Source organism: Citrobacter sp. RHBSTW-00599, assembly GCF_013784065.1.
In the GTDB taxonomy this organism is placed as follows: Bacteria; Pseudomonadota; Gammaproteobacteria; order Enterobacterales; family Enterobacteriaceae; genus Citrobacter; species Citrobacter braakii.
The window spans coordinates 4,243,619-4,259,104 of the sequence record NZ_CP056717.1 but is presented as its reverse complement, the minus strand read 5'-3'; the positions used below and the strand labels follow the sequence as shown (position 1 = coordinate 4,259,104).

The 15,486-nt window shown below is 54.8% G+C and carries 14 protein-coding genes and 1 riboswitch; of the genes, 5 read left to right on the top strand and 9 right to left on the bottom strand.

Annotated elements, in window-relative coordinates:
* Window positions 1–92 precede the first annotated feature (92 nt).
* Window positions 93–476, top strand: coding sequence for a DUF4751 family protein (locus HV243_RS20780; RefSeq protein ID WP_016155677.1), 384 nt, complete (start codon window positions 93–95; stop codon window positions 474–476).
* Between the two features lie 44 nt (window positions 477–520).
* On the opposite strand, the gene araD is transcribed toward HV243_RS20780, so the two are convergent.
* Genes araD through araB form a run of 3 tightly spaced genes read right to left on the bottom strand, consistent with a single transcriptional unit; the run spans window position 521 to window position 4,496 of the window.
* The gene (gene araD, locus HV243_RS20775; protein WP_016151673.1) at window positions 521–1,216 is read right to left on the bottom strand and encodes an L-ribulose-5-phosphate 4-epimerase; all 696 of its coding nucleotides are present in this window, start codon (window positions 1,214–1,216) and stop codon (window positions 521–523) included.
* Window positions 1,217–1,273: 57 nt separating this feature from the next.
* The gene (gene araA / locus HV243_RS20770; protein ID WP_053388881.1) at window positions 1,274–2,776 is read right to left on the bottom strand and encodes an L-arabinose isomerase; all 1,503 of its coding nucleotides are present in this window, start codon (window positions 2,774–2,776) and stop codon (window positions 1,274–1,276) included.
* 10 nt (window positions 2,777–2,786) lie between these two features.
* Window positions 2,787–4,496 (bottom strand): ribulokinase, encoded by a 1,710-nt coding sequence (gene araB, locus HV243_RS20765; RefSeq protein ID WP_053388882.1) that lies wholly within the window; start codon window positions 4,494–4,496, stop codon window positions 2,787–2,789.
* Between the two features lie 339 nt (window positions 4,497–4,835).
* On the opposite strand from araB, the gene araC reads away from it, so the two are divergent.
* Complete coding sequence (araC, locus tag HV243_RS20760) at window positions 4,836–5,681, top strand: arabinose operon transcriptional regulator AraC (protein ID WP_003018834.1); 846 nt, start codon at window positions 4,836–4,838, stop codon at window positions 5,679–5,681.
* 119 nt (window positions 5,682–5,800) lie between these two features.
* Complete coding sequence (locus HV243_RS20755) at window positions 5,801–6,568, top strand: DedA family protein (protein WP_053388883.1); 768 nt, start codon at window positions 5,801–5,803, stop codon at window positions 6,566–6,568.
* A 49-nt stretch (window positions 6,569–6,617) separates the two neighbouring features.
* Here the strand turns inward: HV243_RS20755 and thiQ are convergent, their stop codons facing one another.
* The 4 genes from thiQ to sgrR form a co-directional block, all read right to left on the bottom strand.
* Window positions 6,618–7,319, bottom strand: coding sequence for a thiamine ABC transporter ATP-binding protein ThiQ (gene thiQ, locus HV243_RS20750; RefSeq protein ID WP_016151677.1), 702 nt, complete (start codon window positions 7,317–7,319; stop codon window positions 6,618–6,620).
* Window positions 7,303–8,913 carry a thiamine/thiamine pyrophosphate ABC transporter permease ThiP gene (gene thiP / locus HV243_RS20745; protein WP_053388884.1) on the bottom strand — a complete coding sequence of 537 codons (1,611 nt, stop codon included), beginning with the start codon at window positions 8,911–8,913 and terminating at the stop codon, window positions 7,303–7,305. Before thiP ends, thiQ begins: the two co-directional genes overlap by 17 nt.
* Window positions 8,889–9,872 carry a thiamine ABC transporter substrate binding subunit gene (gene thiB / locus HV243_RS20740; RefSeq protein WP_047358335.1) on the bottom strand — a complete coding sequence of 328 codons (984 nt, stop codon included), beginning with the start codon at window positions 9,870–9,872 and terminating at the stop codon, window positions 8,889–8,891. The genes thiP and thiB overlap by 25 nt, the downstream gene beginning before the upstream one ends.
* A 33-nt stretch (window positions 9,873–9,905) precedes the next feature.
* Window positions 9,906–10,008, bottom strand: a riboswitch (TPP riboswitch).
* 239 nt (window positions 10,009–10,247) lie between these two features.
* The gene (sgrR, locus tag HV243_RS20735) at window positions 10,248–11,903 is read right to left on the bottom strand and encodes an HTH-type transcriptional regulator SgrR (protein ID WP_053388885.1); all 1,656 of its coding nucleotides are present in this window, start codon (window positions 11,901–11,903) and stop codon (window positions 10,248–10,250) included.
* 99 nt (window positions 11,904–12,002) lie between these two features.
* Between sgrR and sgrT the strand changes: the two genes are divergently transcribed.
* Together sgrT and HV243_RS20725 are read left to right on the top strand one after the other, a co-directional pair.
* Window positions 12,003–12,125, top strand: a complete 123-nt coding sequence (sgrT, locus tag HV243_RS20730; protein ID WP_016151681.1) for a glucose uptake inhibitor SgrT — start codon at window positions 12,003–12,005, stop codon at window positions 12,123–12,125.
* 115 nt (window positions 12,126–12,240) lie between these two features.
* A complete protein-coding gene (locus HV243_RS20725; protein ID WP_019078362.1) occupies window positions 12,241–13,419 on the top strand; it encodes a sugar efflux transporter in 1,179 nt (392 codons plus the stop codon).
* A 49-nt stretch (window positions 13,420–13,468) separates the two neighbouring features.
* On the opposite strand, the gene leuD is transcribed toward HV243_RS20725, so the two are convergent.
* Together leuD and leuC are read right to left on the bottom strand one after the other, a co-directional pair.
* The gene (leuD, locus tag HV243_RS20720; RefSeq protein ID WP_053388886.1) at window positions 13,469–14,074 is read right to left on the bottom strand and encodes a 3-isopropylmalate dehydratase small subunit; all 606 of its coding nucleotides are present in this window, start codon (window positions 14,072–14,074) and stop codon (window positions 13,469–13,471) included.
* Window positions 14,075–14,084: 10 nt separating this feature from the next.
* Complete coding sequence (gene leuC / locus HV243_RS20715; protein WP_016155685.1) at window positions 14,085–15,485, bottom strand: 3-isopropylmalate dehydratase large subunit; 1,401 nt, start codon at window positions 15,483–15,485, stop codon at window positions 14,085–14,087.
* Window position 15,486 lies beyond the last annotated feature (1 nt).

The window sequence follows — 15,486 nt, the reverse complement described above, 5'->3', positions numbered from 1 at the left end:
TTGATTTTTATCGCTGAATATAATTTTATTCATCTGATAGCTCGGGTGTTTTATATCAATAGCTTGGGTGCGTAGTGTTATGGAGGCCTATTATGGATATTTATACTCAGGCGTTACAGGTAGGATATGATCACTATTTATTTGTTAATACTCAGTTATCTAACCCTACAATTAAATCAGTAAGTCAATATATTGAGTATAGAACGTGGTCAGGTCAAATTTGGCGTACTGAGGTTATTGAACGTGGGAATGCTTTCTTTCACTGGCAAGGGCATGACAGAATAAATGGTCATCGTGATACGGTGATTAATTATCTGTTGAATGGACAGCGCTGGCAGTCAACGATTACAGATTACATTTTCTTTCATTCACTGGATGGTGAAGAGGCGCAGGGACATTATGACAACGTGATTAAATACGTTTGTGCTAATAACTGTGTGTATCGAAGTGCGTTTGCGGAATATATAAAGGAATAACCAGAGAGCGCGCCACCGAGATTCCGGGCGCGCTCAGATTGTTTTCACTGACCGTAGTAGGCTTTTGCGCCGTGTTTACGTAGGTAATGTTTATCTAACAGGGTTTGCTGCATATCCGGCAATTGCGGCGCGAGCTGGCGACAGAAGATCCCCATGTAGGCGACTTCTTCCAGCACGATGGCGTTGTGTACCGCATCTTCGGCGTTTTTTCCCCACGCAAACGGACCGTGAGAGTGCACCAGCACGCCAGGCATCTGCGAAGCGTCAATGCCTTGTTTCTCAAAGGTTTCAACGATCACGTTACCGGTTTCCCACTCATATTCGCCGTTGATTTCTTCCTCGGTCATTTTCCGTGTGCAGGGAATCGATCCGTAGAAATAGTCCGCATGAGTGGTACCCGTGGCTGGAATCGACTGGCCCGCCTGCGCCCAGATGGTTGCATGACGCGAATGGGTATGAACAATGCCGCCAATGGTCGGGAATGCCTGATACAGCAGACGGTGGGTTGGGGTATCGGAGGAGGGTTTCTTCGTACCTTCTACAACCTCACCGGTGGCGATACTGACTACGACCATATCTTCTGCGGTCATAACGCTGTAATCGACCCCGGATGGTTTAATCACAAACACGCCGCGCTCGCGATCGACGGCACTCACGTTCCCCCAGGTCAAGGTGACCAGGTGGTGCTTAGGCAACGCCAGATTGGCTTCCAGCACCTGACGTTTGAGATCTTCTAACATGTTGATTCCTCTGTGCCGGATGGCGGGCAAGCGCAGAGCCATCCGGCAACAACATAATTAACGTTTAAAACCGTAATAGACGTCGTTCCAGCGCAGCGCGTCCTTAAAGGCCGGCAGGCGGGTATCGTTGTCGATCACGGCGATCTCGATATCGTGCATTTCAGCAAACTGGCGCATATCGTTCAGATCCAGCGCGTGGCTGAAGACGGTGTGGTGCGCGCCACCGGCCAGGATCCAGGCTTCAGATGCAGTTGGCAGATCAGGCTGGGCTTTCCACAATGCGTTAGCCACCGGCAGTTTCGGCAGAGAGTGCGGTGTTTGAACTGTGTCGATGCAGTTAACCAGCAGGCGATAGCGATCGCCAAGATCGATCAGGCTGGCAACGACTGCCGGGCCAGTTTTGGTGTTGAAGATCAGACGAGCGGGATCGTCTTTACCACCAATGCCGAGATGCTGAACATCGAGGATCGGTTTATCTTCCTCCGCGATGGACGGGCACACTTCCAGCATGTGCGAGCCGAGCACCAGATCGTTGCCTTTCTCGAAGTGGTAGGTGTAATCCTCCATAAATGAGGTGCCGCCCTGCAGACCGGTTGACATCACCTTCATGATGCGAAGCAGAGCGGCGGTTTTCCAGTCGCCTTCGCCCGCAAAGCCGTAGCCTTGCTGCATCAGACGCTGTACGGCCAGACCCGGGAGCTGTTTCAGGCCGTGTAAATCTTCAAATGTCGTGGTAAAGGCGTGGAATCCGCCCTGTTCCAGGAAGCGCTTCATCCCCAGTTCAATACGGGCCGCTTCCAGTACGTTCTGACGTTTCTCACCGTGGACTTGCGTTGCCGCCGTCATGGTGTAGGTGCTTTCATACTCATCGATTAGCGCGTTGATTTCGCCGTCGCTAATGGAGTTTACTACCTGCACCAGATCGCCTACGGCCCAGGTATTTACCGAGAAGCCGAATTTGATCTGCGCAGCGACTTTATCGCCATCGGTGACTGCGACTTCACGCATGTTGTCGCCAAAACGGCAGACTTTCAGATGGCGGGTATCCTGTTTGGACACGGCCTGGCGCATCCAGGAGCCAATGCGTTCGTGCGCTTGTTTGTCCTGCCAGTGACCGGTGACCACGGCGTGCTGCTGACGCATACGTGCGCCGATGAAGCCGAATTCACGGCCGCCGTGCGCGGTCTGGTTCAGGTTCATAAAGTCCATATCAATGCTGTCCCACGGCAGGGCGGCGTTGAACTGGGTATGGAATTGCATCAGCGGCTTGTTGAGGATAGTCAGACCGTTAATCCACATTTTGGCCGGAGAGAAAGTGTGCAGCCAGACCACCAGACCTGCGCAGCGATCATCGTAGTTAGCGTCACGACAAATAGCGGTAATCTCGTCAGGTGAAGTACCCAGCGGTTTTAAAACCAGTTTGCAGGGCAGTTTAGCTTCAGTATTCAGCGCGTTAACGACGTGCTCGGCATGTTGGGTTACCTGACGCAGGGTTTCAGGGCCATACAGATGCTGGCTACCAATCACAAACCACACTTCATAGTTATCAAAAATCGTCATTGTCGTGTCCTTAATGTGTCAGGGTTGCCTGGTCTACCGGGGTTTGTTGCGCCGGAGCGGCAGTCGGAAGATATTGTTGTTCAGCGCTAACCGCCCACTGCTGGTAGCGGCGGTAAAGCTGTTCAAAACGTTGAGCCTGCTCTGGTCGAGGTTGCAGCGTGTTTTCCACGGCGCTTGCCATCTGTTGCTGAGCGGCTGGGATATCGGTGTGTACTTTCGCGGCAACGGCGGCAAAGATAGCTGCACCGAGTGCGCAGCACTGGTCTGAAGCGACAATCTGTAGCGGACGGTTGAGCACGTCACAGCAGGCCTGCATGATGACCGGATTTTTACGGGCGATGCCGCCTAGCGCCATTACGTTGTTAACCGCAATGCCTTGTTCGGTGAAGCATTCCATGATGGCGCGTGCACCAAAGGCGGTGGCGGCAATCAGACCGCCGAACAGCGCTGGCGCGTCGGTTGCCAGATTCAGATCGGTAATCACTCCTTTCAGACGCTGGTTGGCATTGGGCGTACGGCGACCGTTGAACCAGTCGAGCACCACCGGCAGGTGATCCAGCGACGGATTTCTCGCCCAGGCTTCGGTTAGCGCTGGTAGCAGCTGTTTTTGGCTGGCTTTAATCTGGGTCTTCAGCTCCGGGTGTTGCGTGGCAAGCTGCTCCAGCGGCCAGCTCAGCACACGGCTAAACCAGGCATAGATATCGCCGAACGCGGACTGGCCTGCCTCGAGGCCAATAAAATGCGGCACCACGCTGCCATCAACCTGGCCGCAAATGCCTTTCACCGCGCGCTCGCCGACGCTGTGTTTGTCAGCAATCAGAATGTCGCAGGTCGACGTGCCAATGACTTTCACCAGCGTATTGGGCTGTGCGCCCGCGCCGACCGCGCCCGTATGGCAGTCAAAAGCGCCGCCTGCAATCACCACGCTTTCCGGTAGTCCCAGACGCTGCGCCCACTCGGCGCACAGGGTGCCAACCGGCAGGTCGGCTGTGAAGGTATCGGTAAACATCGGGTATTGCAGATGGCGGTTGAGGATGGGGTCGAGTTCGTCAAAGAAACTGGCTGGCGGTAGACCACCCCAGCTTTCATGCCACAGGGATTTATGCCCGGCGCTGCAGCGACCGCGACGAATATCCTGTGGACGTACGGTATTAGAGAGCAGGGCCGGAACCCAGTCGCACAGTTCAATCCACGAAACCGCGGCCTCGGCAACCGCGTGGTCCTGACGGGTCACATGCAGGATTTTGGCCCAGAACCATTCGCTGGAATAAATACCGCCGATATAGCGGGAGTAATCGATCTTGCCCGGTGTGTGGCACAGACGGGTAATTTCTTCAGCTTCTTCTACTGAGGTGTGATCTTTCCACAGGACAAACATTGCATTTGGGTTTTCAGCGAACTCCGGACGCAACGCCAGTACGTTGCCGTCGGCATCGATGGGGGCCGGGGTTGAACCGGTGCTGTCAACGCCAATCCCGACCACTTCCGCACGCTGTTTAACGCTCAGTTCGGCCAGCACGGTTTTCAGCGCCGCTTCCATTGATTCAATGTAGTCGCGTGGATGATGGCGAAACTGGTTGTTTGGGCCATCGCAATACTGCCCTTCCTGCCAACGTGGGTACCACTCTACGCTGGTGGCGATTTCTTCACCGGTGGCACATTCCACTGCCAAAGCGCGTACTGAATCACTGCCAAAATCGAGGCCAATTGCAATCGCCATCGTCTTACTCCATCCAAAAATACGGGTATGGATAAACAGTAGTTAGTAGGGATAAAAACCGTCAGGCAGGATTCGCTAATCTTATGGACTAAAATGCTGTGGCATCACAAAGTGTGACGCCGTGCAAATAATCAATGTGGACATTTCTGCCGTAGTTATAGACACTTTTGTTAGCCGATTTTAACGTTGGCGCAGTACATATTTTTTACAAAGTGCTTTTCACAAGCGGGGTTGATGGTCCATTACCGCAAACACAGCGGCCCGCAGGGGCGACGGCAATGATGTCTGGCGTAATATGGACAAATTGTTTCTTAGCAGAACATAGGGAGTATTGAAATTATGGCTGAAACGCAAAACGATCCCCTGCTGCCAGGCTATTCGTTTAATGCGCATTTGGTGGCCGGATTAACCCCCATCGAGGCGAACGGATACCTGGATTTTTTTATCGACAGGCCGCTGGGTATGAAGGGCTATATCCTCAATCTCACTATCCGTGGCGAAGGGGTTATCAATAATCAGGGCAAACAATTTGTCTGCCGGCCTGGCGATATTTTGCTGTTTCCGCCCGGAGAAATTCACCACTACGGACGCCATCCTGATGCCAGCGAGTGGTATCACCAGTGGGTTTACTTTCGCCCACGCGCCTACTGGCAGGAGTGGCTGACCTGGCCGGCCATTTTTGCCCAGACTGGATTCTTTCGCCCGGATGAAGCACATCAGCCGCATTTTAACGAACTGTTTGGGCAGATAATCAACGCCGGGCAGGGAGAAGGTCGCTATTCCGAACTGCTGGCGATTAATTTACTGGAGCAGTTATTGCTCCGACGTATGGAAGCCATTAATGAATCGCTGCATCCCCCCATGGACAACCGCGTGCGCGACGCCTGCCAGTACATCAGCGATCACCTGGCGGACAGTAATTTTGATATTGCCAGCGTCGCACAGCACGTCTGCCTGTCGCCTTCCCGTTTGTCGCATCTGTTCCGTCAGCAGTTGGGTATCAGCGTATTAAGCTGGCGCGAGGATCAGCGTATCAGCCAGGCCAAGCTATTGCTGAGTACCACTCGTATGCCCATTGCTACGGTAGGGCGCAATGTTGGCTTTGACGATCAGCTCTATTTTTCTCGCGTTTTCAAAAAATGTACCGGCGCCAGTCCGAGCGAGTTTCGCGCCGGATGTGAATAAAAAGTGAATGATGTGTCCTGAAAGTTGTCATAACTCGCAATCTATTCAGACAATTGATGGCTTGACGAAGTTGAGACGGGTTATCAAAATCCCTGCTTCGTAAATCTGACGGACACATTATGCAAGCATTGCTGGAACACTTTATTCTTCAGTCCGCCCTGTACTCCCTGATCGCCGTACTGCTGGTGGCCTTTCTGGAGTCGCTGGCGCTGGTTGGTCTGATTCTGCCCGGTACCGTGATGATGGCGGGGCTGGGGGCGCTGATTGGCAGTGGCGAACTGAACTTCTGGCATGCCTGGCTTGCGGGCATCATTGGTTGCCTGTTAGGGGACTGGATCTCTTTCTGGTTGGGCTGGCGCTTTAAAAAGCCGCTGCACCGTTGGTCGTTCATGAAAAAGAACAAGGCGTTGCTGGATAAAACCGAGCACGCGCTGCATCAGCACAGCATGTTTACCATTCTGGTGGGGCGTTTTGTGGGACCGACGCGTCCGCTGGTGCCAATGGTGGCGGGCATGCTGGATCTGCCTGTCGCTAAATTTATCGTCCCGAATATTATTGGTTGCATACTGTGGCCGCCGTTCTACTTCCTGCCGGGGATCCTGGCGGGGGCGGTAATTGATATTCCTTCTGAGATGCAGAGCGGGGATTTCAAATGGTTGCTGCTGGCGACGGCGCTGTTGCTATGGGTAGGGGGCTGGTTTTGCTGGCGACTGTGGCGTAGCGGCAAAGCGGCAGTCGATCGCTTAACCGCGTATTTCCCCCGCAGTCGTTTACTGTATCTGGCGCCGTTGACGCTTGGGATCGGCGTGGTTGCGCTGGTGGCGTTACTGCGCCATCCGCTGATGCCGGTGTATATTGATATTCTGCGTAAAGTCGTGGGTTTCTGACGATTCTTTTGCCGGATGGCGCTGACGCTTATCCGGCCTGGGAAATCAATCACTCGGCTTTGATGCCCAAGAGCGTCGAGGCGCTGGCCTGACCGCTTAATAACTCATCCGTTTTGCCCTGCCAGGCGATGCGCCCGTCGGCGACCACAATCGAACGGGACGCAATTCGCGCCGCATCTTCTACGCTGTGGGACACCATCAGCAACGTAAGCTGTTTATCGCGACAGACCTCGGCAACCAGCGTTAACATCTCCTGGCGCAGGGCGGGATCGAGCGCAGAGAACGGTTCATCAAGCAGCAAAATGGGTTGTTCCCGCACCAGGCAACGCGCCAGCGCTACGCGCTGTCGCTGACCGCCGGAAAGCTCACCGGGGAGGCGCTCCAGCAGTGAGTCGATCCCCATTTGCTGGGCGATGTGATGCATTTTCTCCCGCTGCGATGCGTTCAGCTTCAATCCCGGGTTAAGGCCCAGGCCGATGTTTTGTTGCACGCTCAGGTGGCTGAACAGGTTATTTTCCTGAAACAGCATCGAAACGGGGCGACGTGAGGGAGGCGTGGCGGTGTGATCTTCACCTTCAATCAACATGGTACCGCTGGCAGGCGTGAGAAAGCCGGCGATCAGATTCAGCAGCGTACTTTTCCCGGCGCCGCTGGGCCCGAGGATCGCGACCTGCTCACCGCGTGCGATCGACAGCGTAAAGCGCATCGGCAAATGGTGATAAAGCCATGTGATATCAATCAGTTTTAACATTTCGACCCGGCAATTTCTCAATAACGGTAAACAGCGTAAAGCACAGGATCAGCAGCAATAACGCCGTAACTGCGCCATCCTGACTGCGATAAGAGCCAATCTGCTGATATAAATAAAACGGCAGGGTGCGGAAATCCTCATTACCAAATAGCGCGACCACGCCAAAATCGCCAATCGACAGCACGCAGGCAAAAGCCATCGCCTGCGCCAGCGGGCGCTTCAGGGCACGCAGTTCAACCACTTTCAGGCGCGACCATCCCTCAATTCCCAACGACTGGCACAACATACTGTAGCGGGTGGTGACGTCCCGCATTGGGTTTTCCAGCACCTTCAGCGCGTAAGGGATCGCCATCAGCGCATTGGTAAAAATGACAATGCCGTCGGCTGATTCGGGGAGTCCAATGGTGTTATTGAGCAGCAGAAAGAAGCCGGTTGCCAGCACGATGCCCGGCATGGCGAGGATCAACATGCCGCTAAGTTCCAGCATCTGACCTGCCAGCAACTGCTGTCGGGCACGCAGTTCACGACTGCTCCATAACAGCATTATGGTGAGAACAACGCACAACGCACCTGCCGCCAGCGCAATACGCAGCGAGGTTCCCAGCGCGTGCCACAGTACAGGTTGCTTAAGAACATCCAGCATATGGCGGTTAAAACCATCGACAATTACCGCCAGCAGCGGCGGCAGCAGTAGCAGCAGGGCCAGAATAATCAGCAGTGCGTCTGCCAGGCGGCTGTGCAGACGATCGTCGGGATCGCGCCAGCCCTGAACCAGCGTGGTACCGGGGGCGATGGCGCGGCTCAGACGTTGGCTGAAGAGCACCAGCGCTAAACAACAAACCATCTGGATCAACGCCAGCATGGCGGCGCGGGCGGGATCGTAATCGAAGTTCAGCGCCTGATAAATCGCCAGCTCGATGGTAGTGGCCTGCGGTCCGCCGCCTAGCGACAAAACGGTGGCGAAGCTGGCGAAACAGAGCATAAAGATGAGCGCCGCGACGGGAAGGATTTGCCGACGCAGCCACGGCCATTCCACAAAGCGGAAGAAATGCCAGCTGCGCAGACCTAACTGAGCGGCTAACTGTCGCTGTTCGCCGGGAATATTCTCCAGAGACTGCAACAGCAGACGACTGGCCATCGGCAGGTTGAAAAAGACGTGCGCCAGCAGAATGCCCTGCAGACCGTACGGCGAAAACGTCCATTCCAACCCGAATGTATGCCAGATCGAGGCCAGCCAGCCCTGACGACCGTACACGCTAAGAATACCGAAGACCGCGACCAGCACTGGCAGGATTAACGTCATCGCGCACAGGCGCAGCAGCGCCAGTCGTCCTGGAAAACGGCGGCGATAGAGCGCTCTGGCAAGGAAAATCGCCGGGATGACCGACAGCACTGCGGATAAAAAAGCCTGCCAGAAAGAAAAGCGCACCACGTGCCACAGGTAGTCGTCTTGCCACAGTGAGCGCCACTCCCCCCGTGGGACGTTAAACCACAGCGCCAGAAACGCGGCCAGGGCAACGGCCACCATCAGCGTGGCGGCGGTAAGCCCTGGAACCAGCCAGCCGGAAATTAACGGCTGACGGCGCGTTGCCATTCGCTAATCCATGCCTGACGTTGAGCCGCAACCTGCTGCGGCGTAAATTCCAGCGCGGTGGCTGGCTTATTCAGTTGCTCGAATCCAGAAGGCAGGGCGACCGGGGTTACCGGATACATCCAGTTGCCGGTCGGAATCGCATTCTGGAAGGCTGGAGACACCATAAACTTGAGGAATTTCTCGGCCAGTTCCGGCTGTTTGCTGGCCGCAGTACGGGCGGCGACTTCCACTTGCAAATAGTGGCCTTCGCTAAAGTTGGCTGCGGCGTAGTTGTCTTTTTTCTCGGCGATGATGTGATAGGCCGGAGAGGTGGTGTAGCTGAGTACCAGGTCGCTTTCGCCTTTCAGGAACAGGCCGTAGGCTTCACTCCAGCCCTTGGTGACCGTGACGGTTTTTGCCGAAAGCGCGCGCCAGGCCTCCGGTGCCTTATCGCCATAGACTTTTTGCATCCATAGCAGCAGGCCCAGCCCCGGCGTGCTGGTACGCGGGTCCTGATAAATGACGCGCCATTTTTGATCGCTCTCTACCAGTTCTTTCAGGCTTTTGGGCGGATTCTTCAGCTTGTTCTTATCATAAACAAAGGCGAAATAGCCGTAATCAAACGGAACGAAGGTATCGTTTTTCCAGCCGCCGGGCACGTTTACGGCTTCACTTGCTACACCGCTTTTGGCAAACAGTTTGGTTTGGGTGGCGGCTTCCAGAAGGTTGTTATCGAGGCCCAGTACGACGTCAGCTTTACTGTTTTTTCCTTCCATGCGCAGGCGGTTAAGCAGCGAGACGCCATCTTCCAGCGCGACCAGTTTCAGTTCACAGTTGCAGTCAGCTTCAAAGGCTTTTTTTATTGTCGGGCCCGGGCCCCAGTCAGCTGCGAACGAGTCGTAGGTATAAATGGTCAGTACAGGTTTGGCGAAAGCAGGCGCTGCGCACAGCAGTAAAAGCGGAAGACATTTTTTAAACACTTTGCACCTCATAAAGTTGGGTGGCAAAGGACTTGAGTTGCAGCCTCAAATCCCTTCGCCGGCATTATCCGGATCAGGTTCGACGGGTATCTCTCAGCCCATACACTTCATCATTCACGCTGCCTCTGTGTTGGCTGCGTTACTCGGCCCATCTCCGGGCCTCGCCCCTTCGGGGCCGCTGCAAGCAGCGTTCAAATCTGCTCCCGGCAGATTTGTCGCTCACCCCAGTCACATAGTTATCTATGCTCCTGGGGACTCACTCGCTTGCCGCCTTGATGCATCATGAATGATTTTGTGTATGTTTTTATTTAGCACCCCGTTGAGAACGGCGTTAGTGTAATGATTTTGTTGCTATGCGGCAATCAAGAGCCGGATCTAAGGATCCGGTGGTGCAAACCACGCTGATTTAAAATCAAACCAGCCGAGGGTATTCATGCGTAACCCGCGCATACTGCGCTGTCCTTGAATGATGAGCCAGTGGTGGATTAGCGGCACAATGGCCTTTGTAGCGAGCAACTGTTGGCACCATGCCGCCAGGCTCATTTCGCCCGTTCGCCAGCGAGCTGCATCGTTTTCCCAGTCCCGCGAGATACAGTTTTGCAGCAACGGGACTTCGCACAAATGGGCGAACAGCGAGAAATCCAGCGGTAGGGTAAAGTTGGCGCTGTTGAGCCAGATATCACTGACGATTTCACCCGCATGCCATTGATCGTAGTCGATCTCCTGAATATTTAACTGTACCTGATGCTCTGCCAGCAACGTCTTCATGATCTGCGCGATAATCCGATGTTCGATGTGATCGCGATAGTAGGTGATCGTCAGCGTTTCCAGTCCGGCGGGTTTTTCACCATGGCCGGGTTTGGCATGGTGCCAGCGGGGGAGCAAACCGTAGGCGGGAAACCACAGTCGCTGGAACTGTTCGTCGGCGTGGCAGATGAGATGGGTTGGCGAAAGAACGCGGCTAACCCAATCGCGAACCTCCTGATTAGCGCCACGGTGGGTGCGCGCATCAAACAGCAGGTAGTAGCATCCTTCCTCGAGGCGGCTTTCGATCGCCTTTTCATCCTCCGTGGGGCCTTTTAGCGTCAACCCACCGCCAGGCTCTTCGCCGATATCGGGTAATACCCAAACGTTAACTTCGTCGATCAGCGCCCGGTAGCCAAAGTAATCATCAAATGCATGAATTTTCAGTTGGTTATTGGTATTGCGCATCACCGAATAGGGACCAGTGCCAATTGGGTGGCTGGAGAAGTTGCTGAGCGTCTCCCATTCTCGCGGCAGGATCATGGCGGGGACTTGCCCCAATAGCCAGGGAAGCCAGCGGTCGGGTTGGGCGAGATGGATATCCAGCGTCCAGGCCGTGGGAGAAACGATCTGCGTGATGTGCGAGTACAGCGGCAGGGCGTTAATGCGCATCAGCGAGGTGATGACATCTTCCATTTCCAGTTCGCGGCCATGATGAAAATGAATCCCCGGACGCAGGAAGAATCGCCAGTGTAACGGTGAAATCTGCTGCCAGTGATGGGCGATGTCCGCTTCCAGTTCCCCATTTTCCTCATTTACCCGAATTAAGGCGCTGAAGATTTGCCGGGCGATATGAGTTTCTGAACGGCGTAGCGCCGTACCGGGAAGCAGGTTGTGCATGGGACGATAATAGAGAACGCGCATGATGTGCCGCCCCTGGCGAAAACTGCGCCCCAGGTGAGAAACCAGCATCTGTCGTACGGCCGTTTTGTCACCGACCAACTGCACCAGTTGATCGATGCGATCCTGTTCCAGCAGGTCTTCTGCCCGCTGCTGCTGGAGTGCCAGCCCGGTATAGAGGAAAGTCAGGCGCGAGCGTTTACCTCGCCCTACTTCGGCTTCCCACGTTAACCAGCCGCGTTCTTGCATGGTATTGAGCAGGGTACGCATATGGCGGCGCGAACAACTCAGCAGCTCCGCCAGCTCGTTCAGCGTCGTGTCTTGCGTTTTGCCGTCACAGCATTGCCACAGACGGATGAACTGTTGTTGCAGACGACCAGAAGACATAAAAGGGGAACTCCTGCGAAAAACTCAGCAATTTTATTATCCCTATATTAAGCCAATAATAGATTCCGATGAAGCGATGAGACAACGAAGGGGTCATCTATGCGTCAGTTCTGGTTGAAATACTTTACCGCGACAGAAAAATCGTCCTGGTTGGCTTGCCTGAGCGCACCGCAGCGCTTAAAGATGCTCGAAGAACTGATGCAGTGGGAGGTGACAGCCTGACTCCTGAATTGGGAATTGCAGACATCATGTGTGACTGAGTATTGGTGTTAATCGCCGCGCCAGCAGATAATCACTGCTGGCTTTTTTTGTTTCTGCTGCGCTAAAAGGAACTGTAATGCTCTGGATTATGACCATGGGACGGCGCCTCAACGGCGTTTACGCGGCATTTATGCTAGTCGCTTTTATGATGGGCGTAGCAGGTGCATTGCAGGCACCCACGCTGAGCTTGTTCCTGAGCCGTGAAGTCGGGGCGCAGCCGTTTTGGGTCGGGCTGTTTTATACCGTCAATGCGATTGTCGGGATCGTTGTCAGCCTTGGCCTCGCGAAACGATCCGACAGCCAGGGCGACAGGCGCAAGCTGATCATGTTCTGCTGCCTGATGGCAATCGGAAACGCGCTGCTGTTTGCGTTTAATCGCCACTATCTCACGCTTATCACCTGCGGTGTACTGCTGGCCTCGCTGGCGAATACCGCCATGCCGCAGCTGTTTGCGCTGGCGCGGGAATACGCTGATAACTCCGCGCGTGAAGTGGTGATGTTTAGCTCGGTGATGCGTGCGCAGCTTTCGCTGGCCTGGGTAATTGGACCGCCGCTGGCCTTCATGCTGGCGCTGAATTACGGCTTTACGGCGATGTTTTCCATTGCCGCAGGGATTTTCGCCATTAGCCTGGTGCTGATTGCGCTGATACTGCCGTCAGTTACACGGGTGGAGCAACCTGTTGACGTACCGCTGGAACAGACCGGCGGTTGGCAGGACAAAAATGTGCGCATGTTGTTTATTGCCTCCACGCTGATGTGGACCTGCAATACCATGTACATCATCGATATGCCGCTGTGGATAAGCCTTGAGCTGGGGTTACCGGACAAGCTGGCCGGGATCCTGATGGGGACGGCGGCTGGGCTGGAAATTCCGGCGATGATCCTGGCGGGCTACTATGTGAAGCGCTTTGGCAAACGGCGAATGATGATCGCGGCCGTCGCGGCGGGCGTACTGTTTTATCTTGGTTTGATCTTCTTTCACAGCCGCACGGCGCTGCTGGTGCTGCAACTGTTTAATGCAGTATTTATCGGTATCATCGCCGGGATAGGAATGCTGTGGTTTCAGGATCTTATGCCCGGGCGTGCGGGGTCAGCGACCACATTATTTACCAACAGTATTTCAACGGGGGTCATTCTCGCGGGAGTGATTCAGGGGGCTGTTGCGCAAAGCTACGGTCACTTTGCCGTCTATTGGGTGATTGCGGCGATTTCTGTGGTCACGCTGGTGATGACCGGGCGGGTAAAGGACGTTTGATTTTTGTAGTGCCGGATGGCAGCTTACGCCTTATCCGGCACCACAAGGACTAGCGCATAAACGCTGGCTGCTTGTCTTCGTACTCGGTGATGGCCGCTTCATGCTGCAGCGTCAGCCCGATGCTGTCCAGACCGTTCAGCATGCAGTGGCGGCGGAAGTCGTCGATTTTAAAGCTGTAGGACTTATCGCCCGCTTTCACCACCTGCGCTTGCAGATCCACTTCAAATGTAATGCCCGGATTGGCTTTCACCAGGGCGAACATTTCATCTACCTGCGCGTCGCTCAAGGTCACCGGCAGCAGTTGGTTATTGAAGCTGTTGCCGTAGAAGATGTCAGCGAAGCTTGGCGCGATCACTACTTTAAAGCCGTAATCGGTCAGCGCCCATGGCGCATGTTCACGGGAAGAGCCGCAGCCAAAGTTTTCCCGCGCCAGCAGAATTGACGCGCCTTTATATTCCGGGAAGTTCAGTACGAACTCTGGGTTAGGCTGTTGCCCTTTTTCATCCAGAAAACGCCAGTCGTTAAACAGATGAGCGCCAAAACCGGTGCGCGTAACCTTCTGCAAAAACTGTTTGGGAATAATCGCGTCGGTATCCACGTTGGCGGCATCCAGTGGGACAACCAGGCCGGTATGTTGGGTAAATTTCTCTGCCATGGTAGTTTCCTTATTTGATGCTGCGAATGTCGGCAAAATGACCGGTAACGGCGGCAGCGGCGGCCATGGCCGGGCTGACTAAGTGCGTGCGACCACCGCGGCCCTGGCGGCCTTCAAAGTTACGGTTGCTGGTGGATGCACAGCGCTCGCCTGGGTTCAGGCGGTCATTGTTCATGGCCAGACACATGGAACAGCCCGGTAAACGCCATTCAAACCCGGCTTCGATGAAGATCTTGTCCAGACCTTCCGCTTCAGCCTGCGCTTTCACCGGACCAGAACCCGGCACAACCAGCGCCTGTACGCCTGGCGCAACTTTGCGCCCTTTGGCGATTTGGGCCGCAGCGCGTAAATCTTCAATACGCGAGTTGGTACAGGAACCGATAAACACTTTATCGATGGCCACTTCTGTTAACGGAATGCCCGGTTTCAGCCCCATATATGCCAGCGCTTTTTCAGCCGATGCGCGCTCAACGGGATCGGAAAATGACGCCGGGTCGGGAATATTATCGTTCACCGAGATGACCTGACCCGGGTTCGTACCCCAAGTGACCTGCGGTGCGATCTCTTCTGCCTGCAGGGTAACGACGGTATCAAACGTCGCGTTGTCGTCGGTTTTCAGCGTTTTCCAGTACGCAACCGCGTTGGTAAAATCCTCACCCTTCGGTGCGTGTAAACGCCCCTGCACATAGTTAAAGGTGGTTTCATCCGGTGCGACCAGACCCGCTTTGGCGCCCATTTCAATGGCCATGTTGCACAGGGTCATACGGCCTTCCATGCTCAGCGCACGGATGGCTTCGCCACAAAATTCAACGACGTGCCCGGTACCGCCTGCACTACCGGTTTTACCGATAATCGCCAGCACGATATCTTTGGCGGTAATGCCAGGTGCTGCCGTGCCGTTAACTTCAATCTTCATGGTTTTGGCACGCCCCTGTTTCAGGGTCTGCGTCGCCAGAACGTGTTCAACTTCAGAGGTGCCAATACCAAAGGCCAGCGCGCCAAACGCGCCGTGTGTGGCGGTGTGGGAGTCGCCGCAAACGATGGTCATACCCGGCAACGTTACGCCTTGCTCAGGCCCCATCACGTGAACGATCCCCTGATACGGGTGGTTCAGGTCGTACAGTTCGACGCCAAATTCATTGCAGTTTTTGATTAATTCCTGCATCTGAATGCGGGCCATTTCGCCGGAAGCGTTAATGTCTTTGGTCTGCGTGGAGACGTTATGGTCCATGGTGGCAAAGGTTTTACCCGGCTGGCGCACCTGACGGCCATGCGCACGCAGGCCATCAAACGCCTGCGGAGAGGTCACTTCATGCACCAGATGTCTGTCGATATACAACAGCGGGGTTTCGTTTTGCGCTTCGTAAACGACGTGCGCATCGAACAATTTTTCGTATAACGTTTTGGCCATG

Excerpts from the sequence above, each read along its gene's own strand:
- HV243_RS20780 (WP_016155677.1), top strand. The coding sequence starts at position 93 with ATGGATATTTATACTCAGGCGTTACAGGTAGGATATGATCACTATTTA.
- araD (WP_016151673.1), bottom strand. The coding sequence starts at position 1,216 with ATGTTAGAAGATCTCAAACGTCAGGTGCTGGAAGCCAATCTGGCGTTG.
- araA (WP_053388881.1), bottom strand. The coding sequence starts at position 2,776 with ATGACGATTTTTGATAACTATGAAGTGTGGTTTGTGATTGGTAGCCAG.
- araB (WP_053388882.1), bottom strand. The coding sequence starts at position 4,496 with ATGGCGATTGCAATTGGCCTCGATTTTGGCAGTGATTCAGTACGCGCT.
- araC (WP_003018834.1), top strand. The coding sequence starts at position 4,836 with ATGGCTGAAACGCAAAACGATCCCCTGCTGCCAGGCTATTCGTTTAAT.
- HV243_RS20755 (WP_053388883.1), top strand. The coding sequence starts at position 5,801 with ATGCAAGCATTGCTGGAACACTTTATTCTTCAGTCCGCCCTGTACTCC.
- thiQ (WP_016151677.1), bottom strand. The coding sequence starts at position 7,319 with ATGTTAAAACTGATTGATATCACATGGCTTTATCACCATTTGCCGATG.
- thiP (WP_053388884.1), bottom strand. The coding sequence starts at position 8,913 with ATGGCAACGCGCCGTCAGCCGTTAATTTCCGGCTGGCTGGTTCCAGGG.
- sgrR (WP_053388885.1), bottom strand. The coding sequence starts at position 11,903 with ATGTCTTCTGGTCGTCTGCAACAACAGTTCATCCGTCTGTGGCAATGC.
- sgrT (WP_016151681.1), top strand. The coding sequence starts at position 12,003 with ATGCGTCAGTTCTGGTTGAAATACTTTACCGCGACAGAAAAATCGTCC.
- HV243_RS20725 (WP_019078362.1), top strand. The coding sequence starts at position 12,241 with ATGCTCTGGATTATGACCATGGGACGGCGCCTCAACGGCGTTTACGCG.
- leuD (WP_053388886.1), bottom strand. The coding sequence starts at position 14,074 with ATGGCAGAGAAATTTACCCAACATACCGGCCTGGTTGTCCCACTGGAT.
- leuC (WP_016155685.1), bottom strand. The coding sequence starts at position 15,485 with ATGGCCAAAACGTTATACGAAAAATTGTTCGATGCGCACGTCGTTTAC.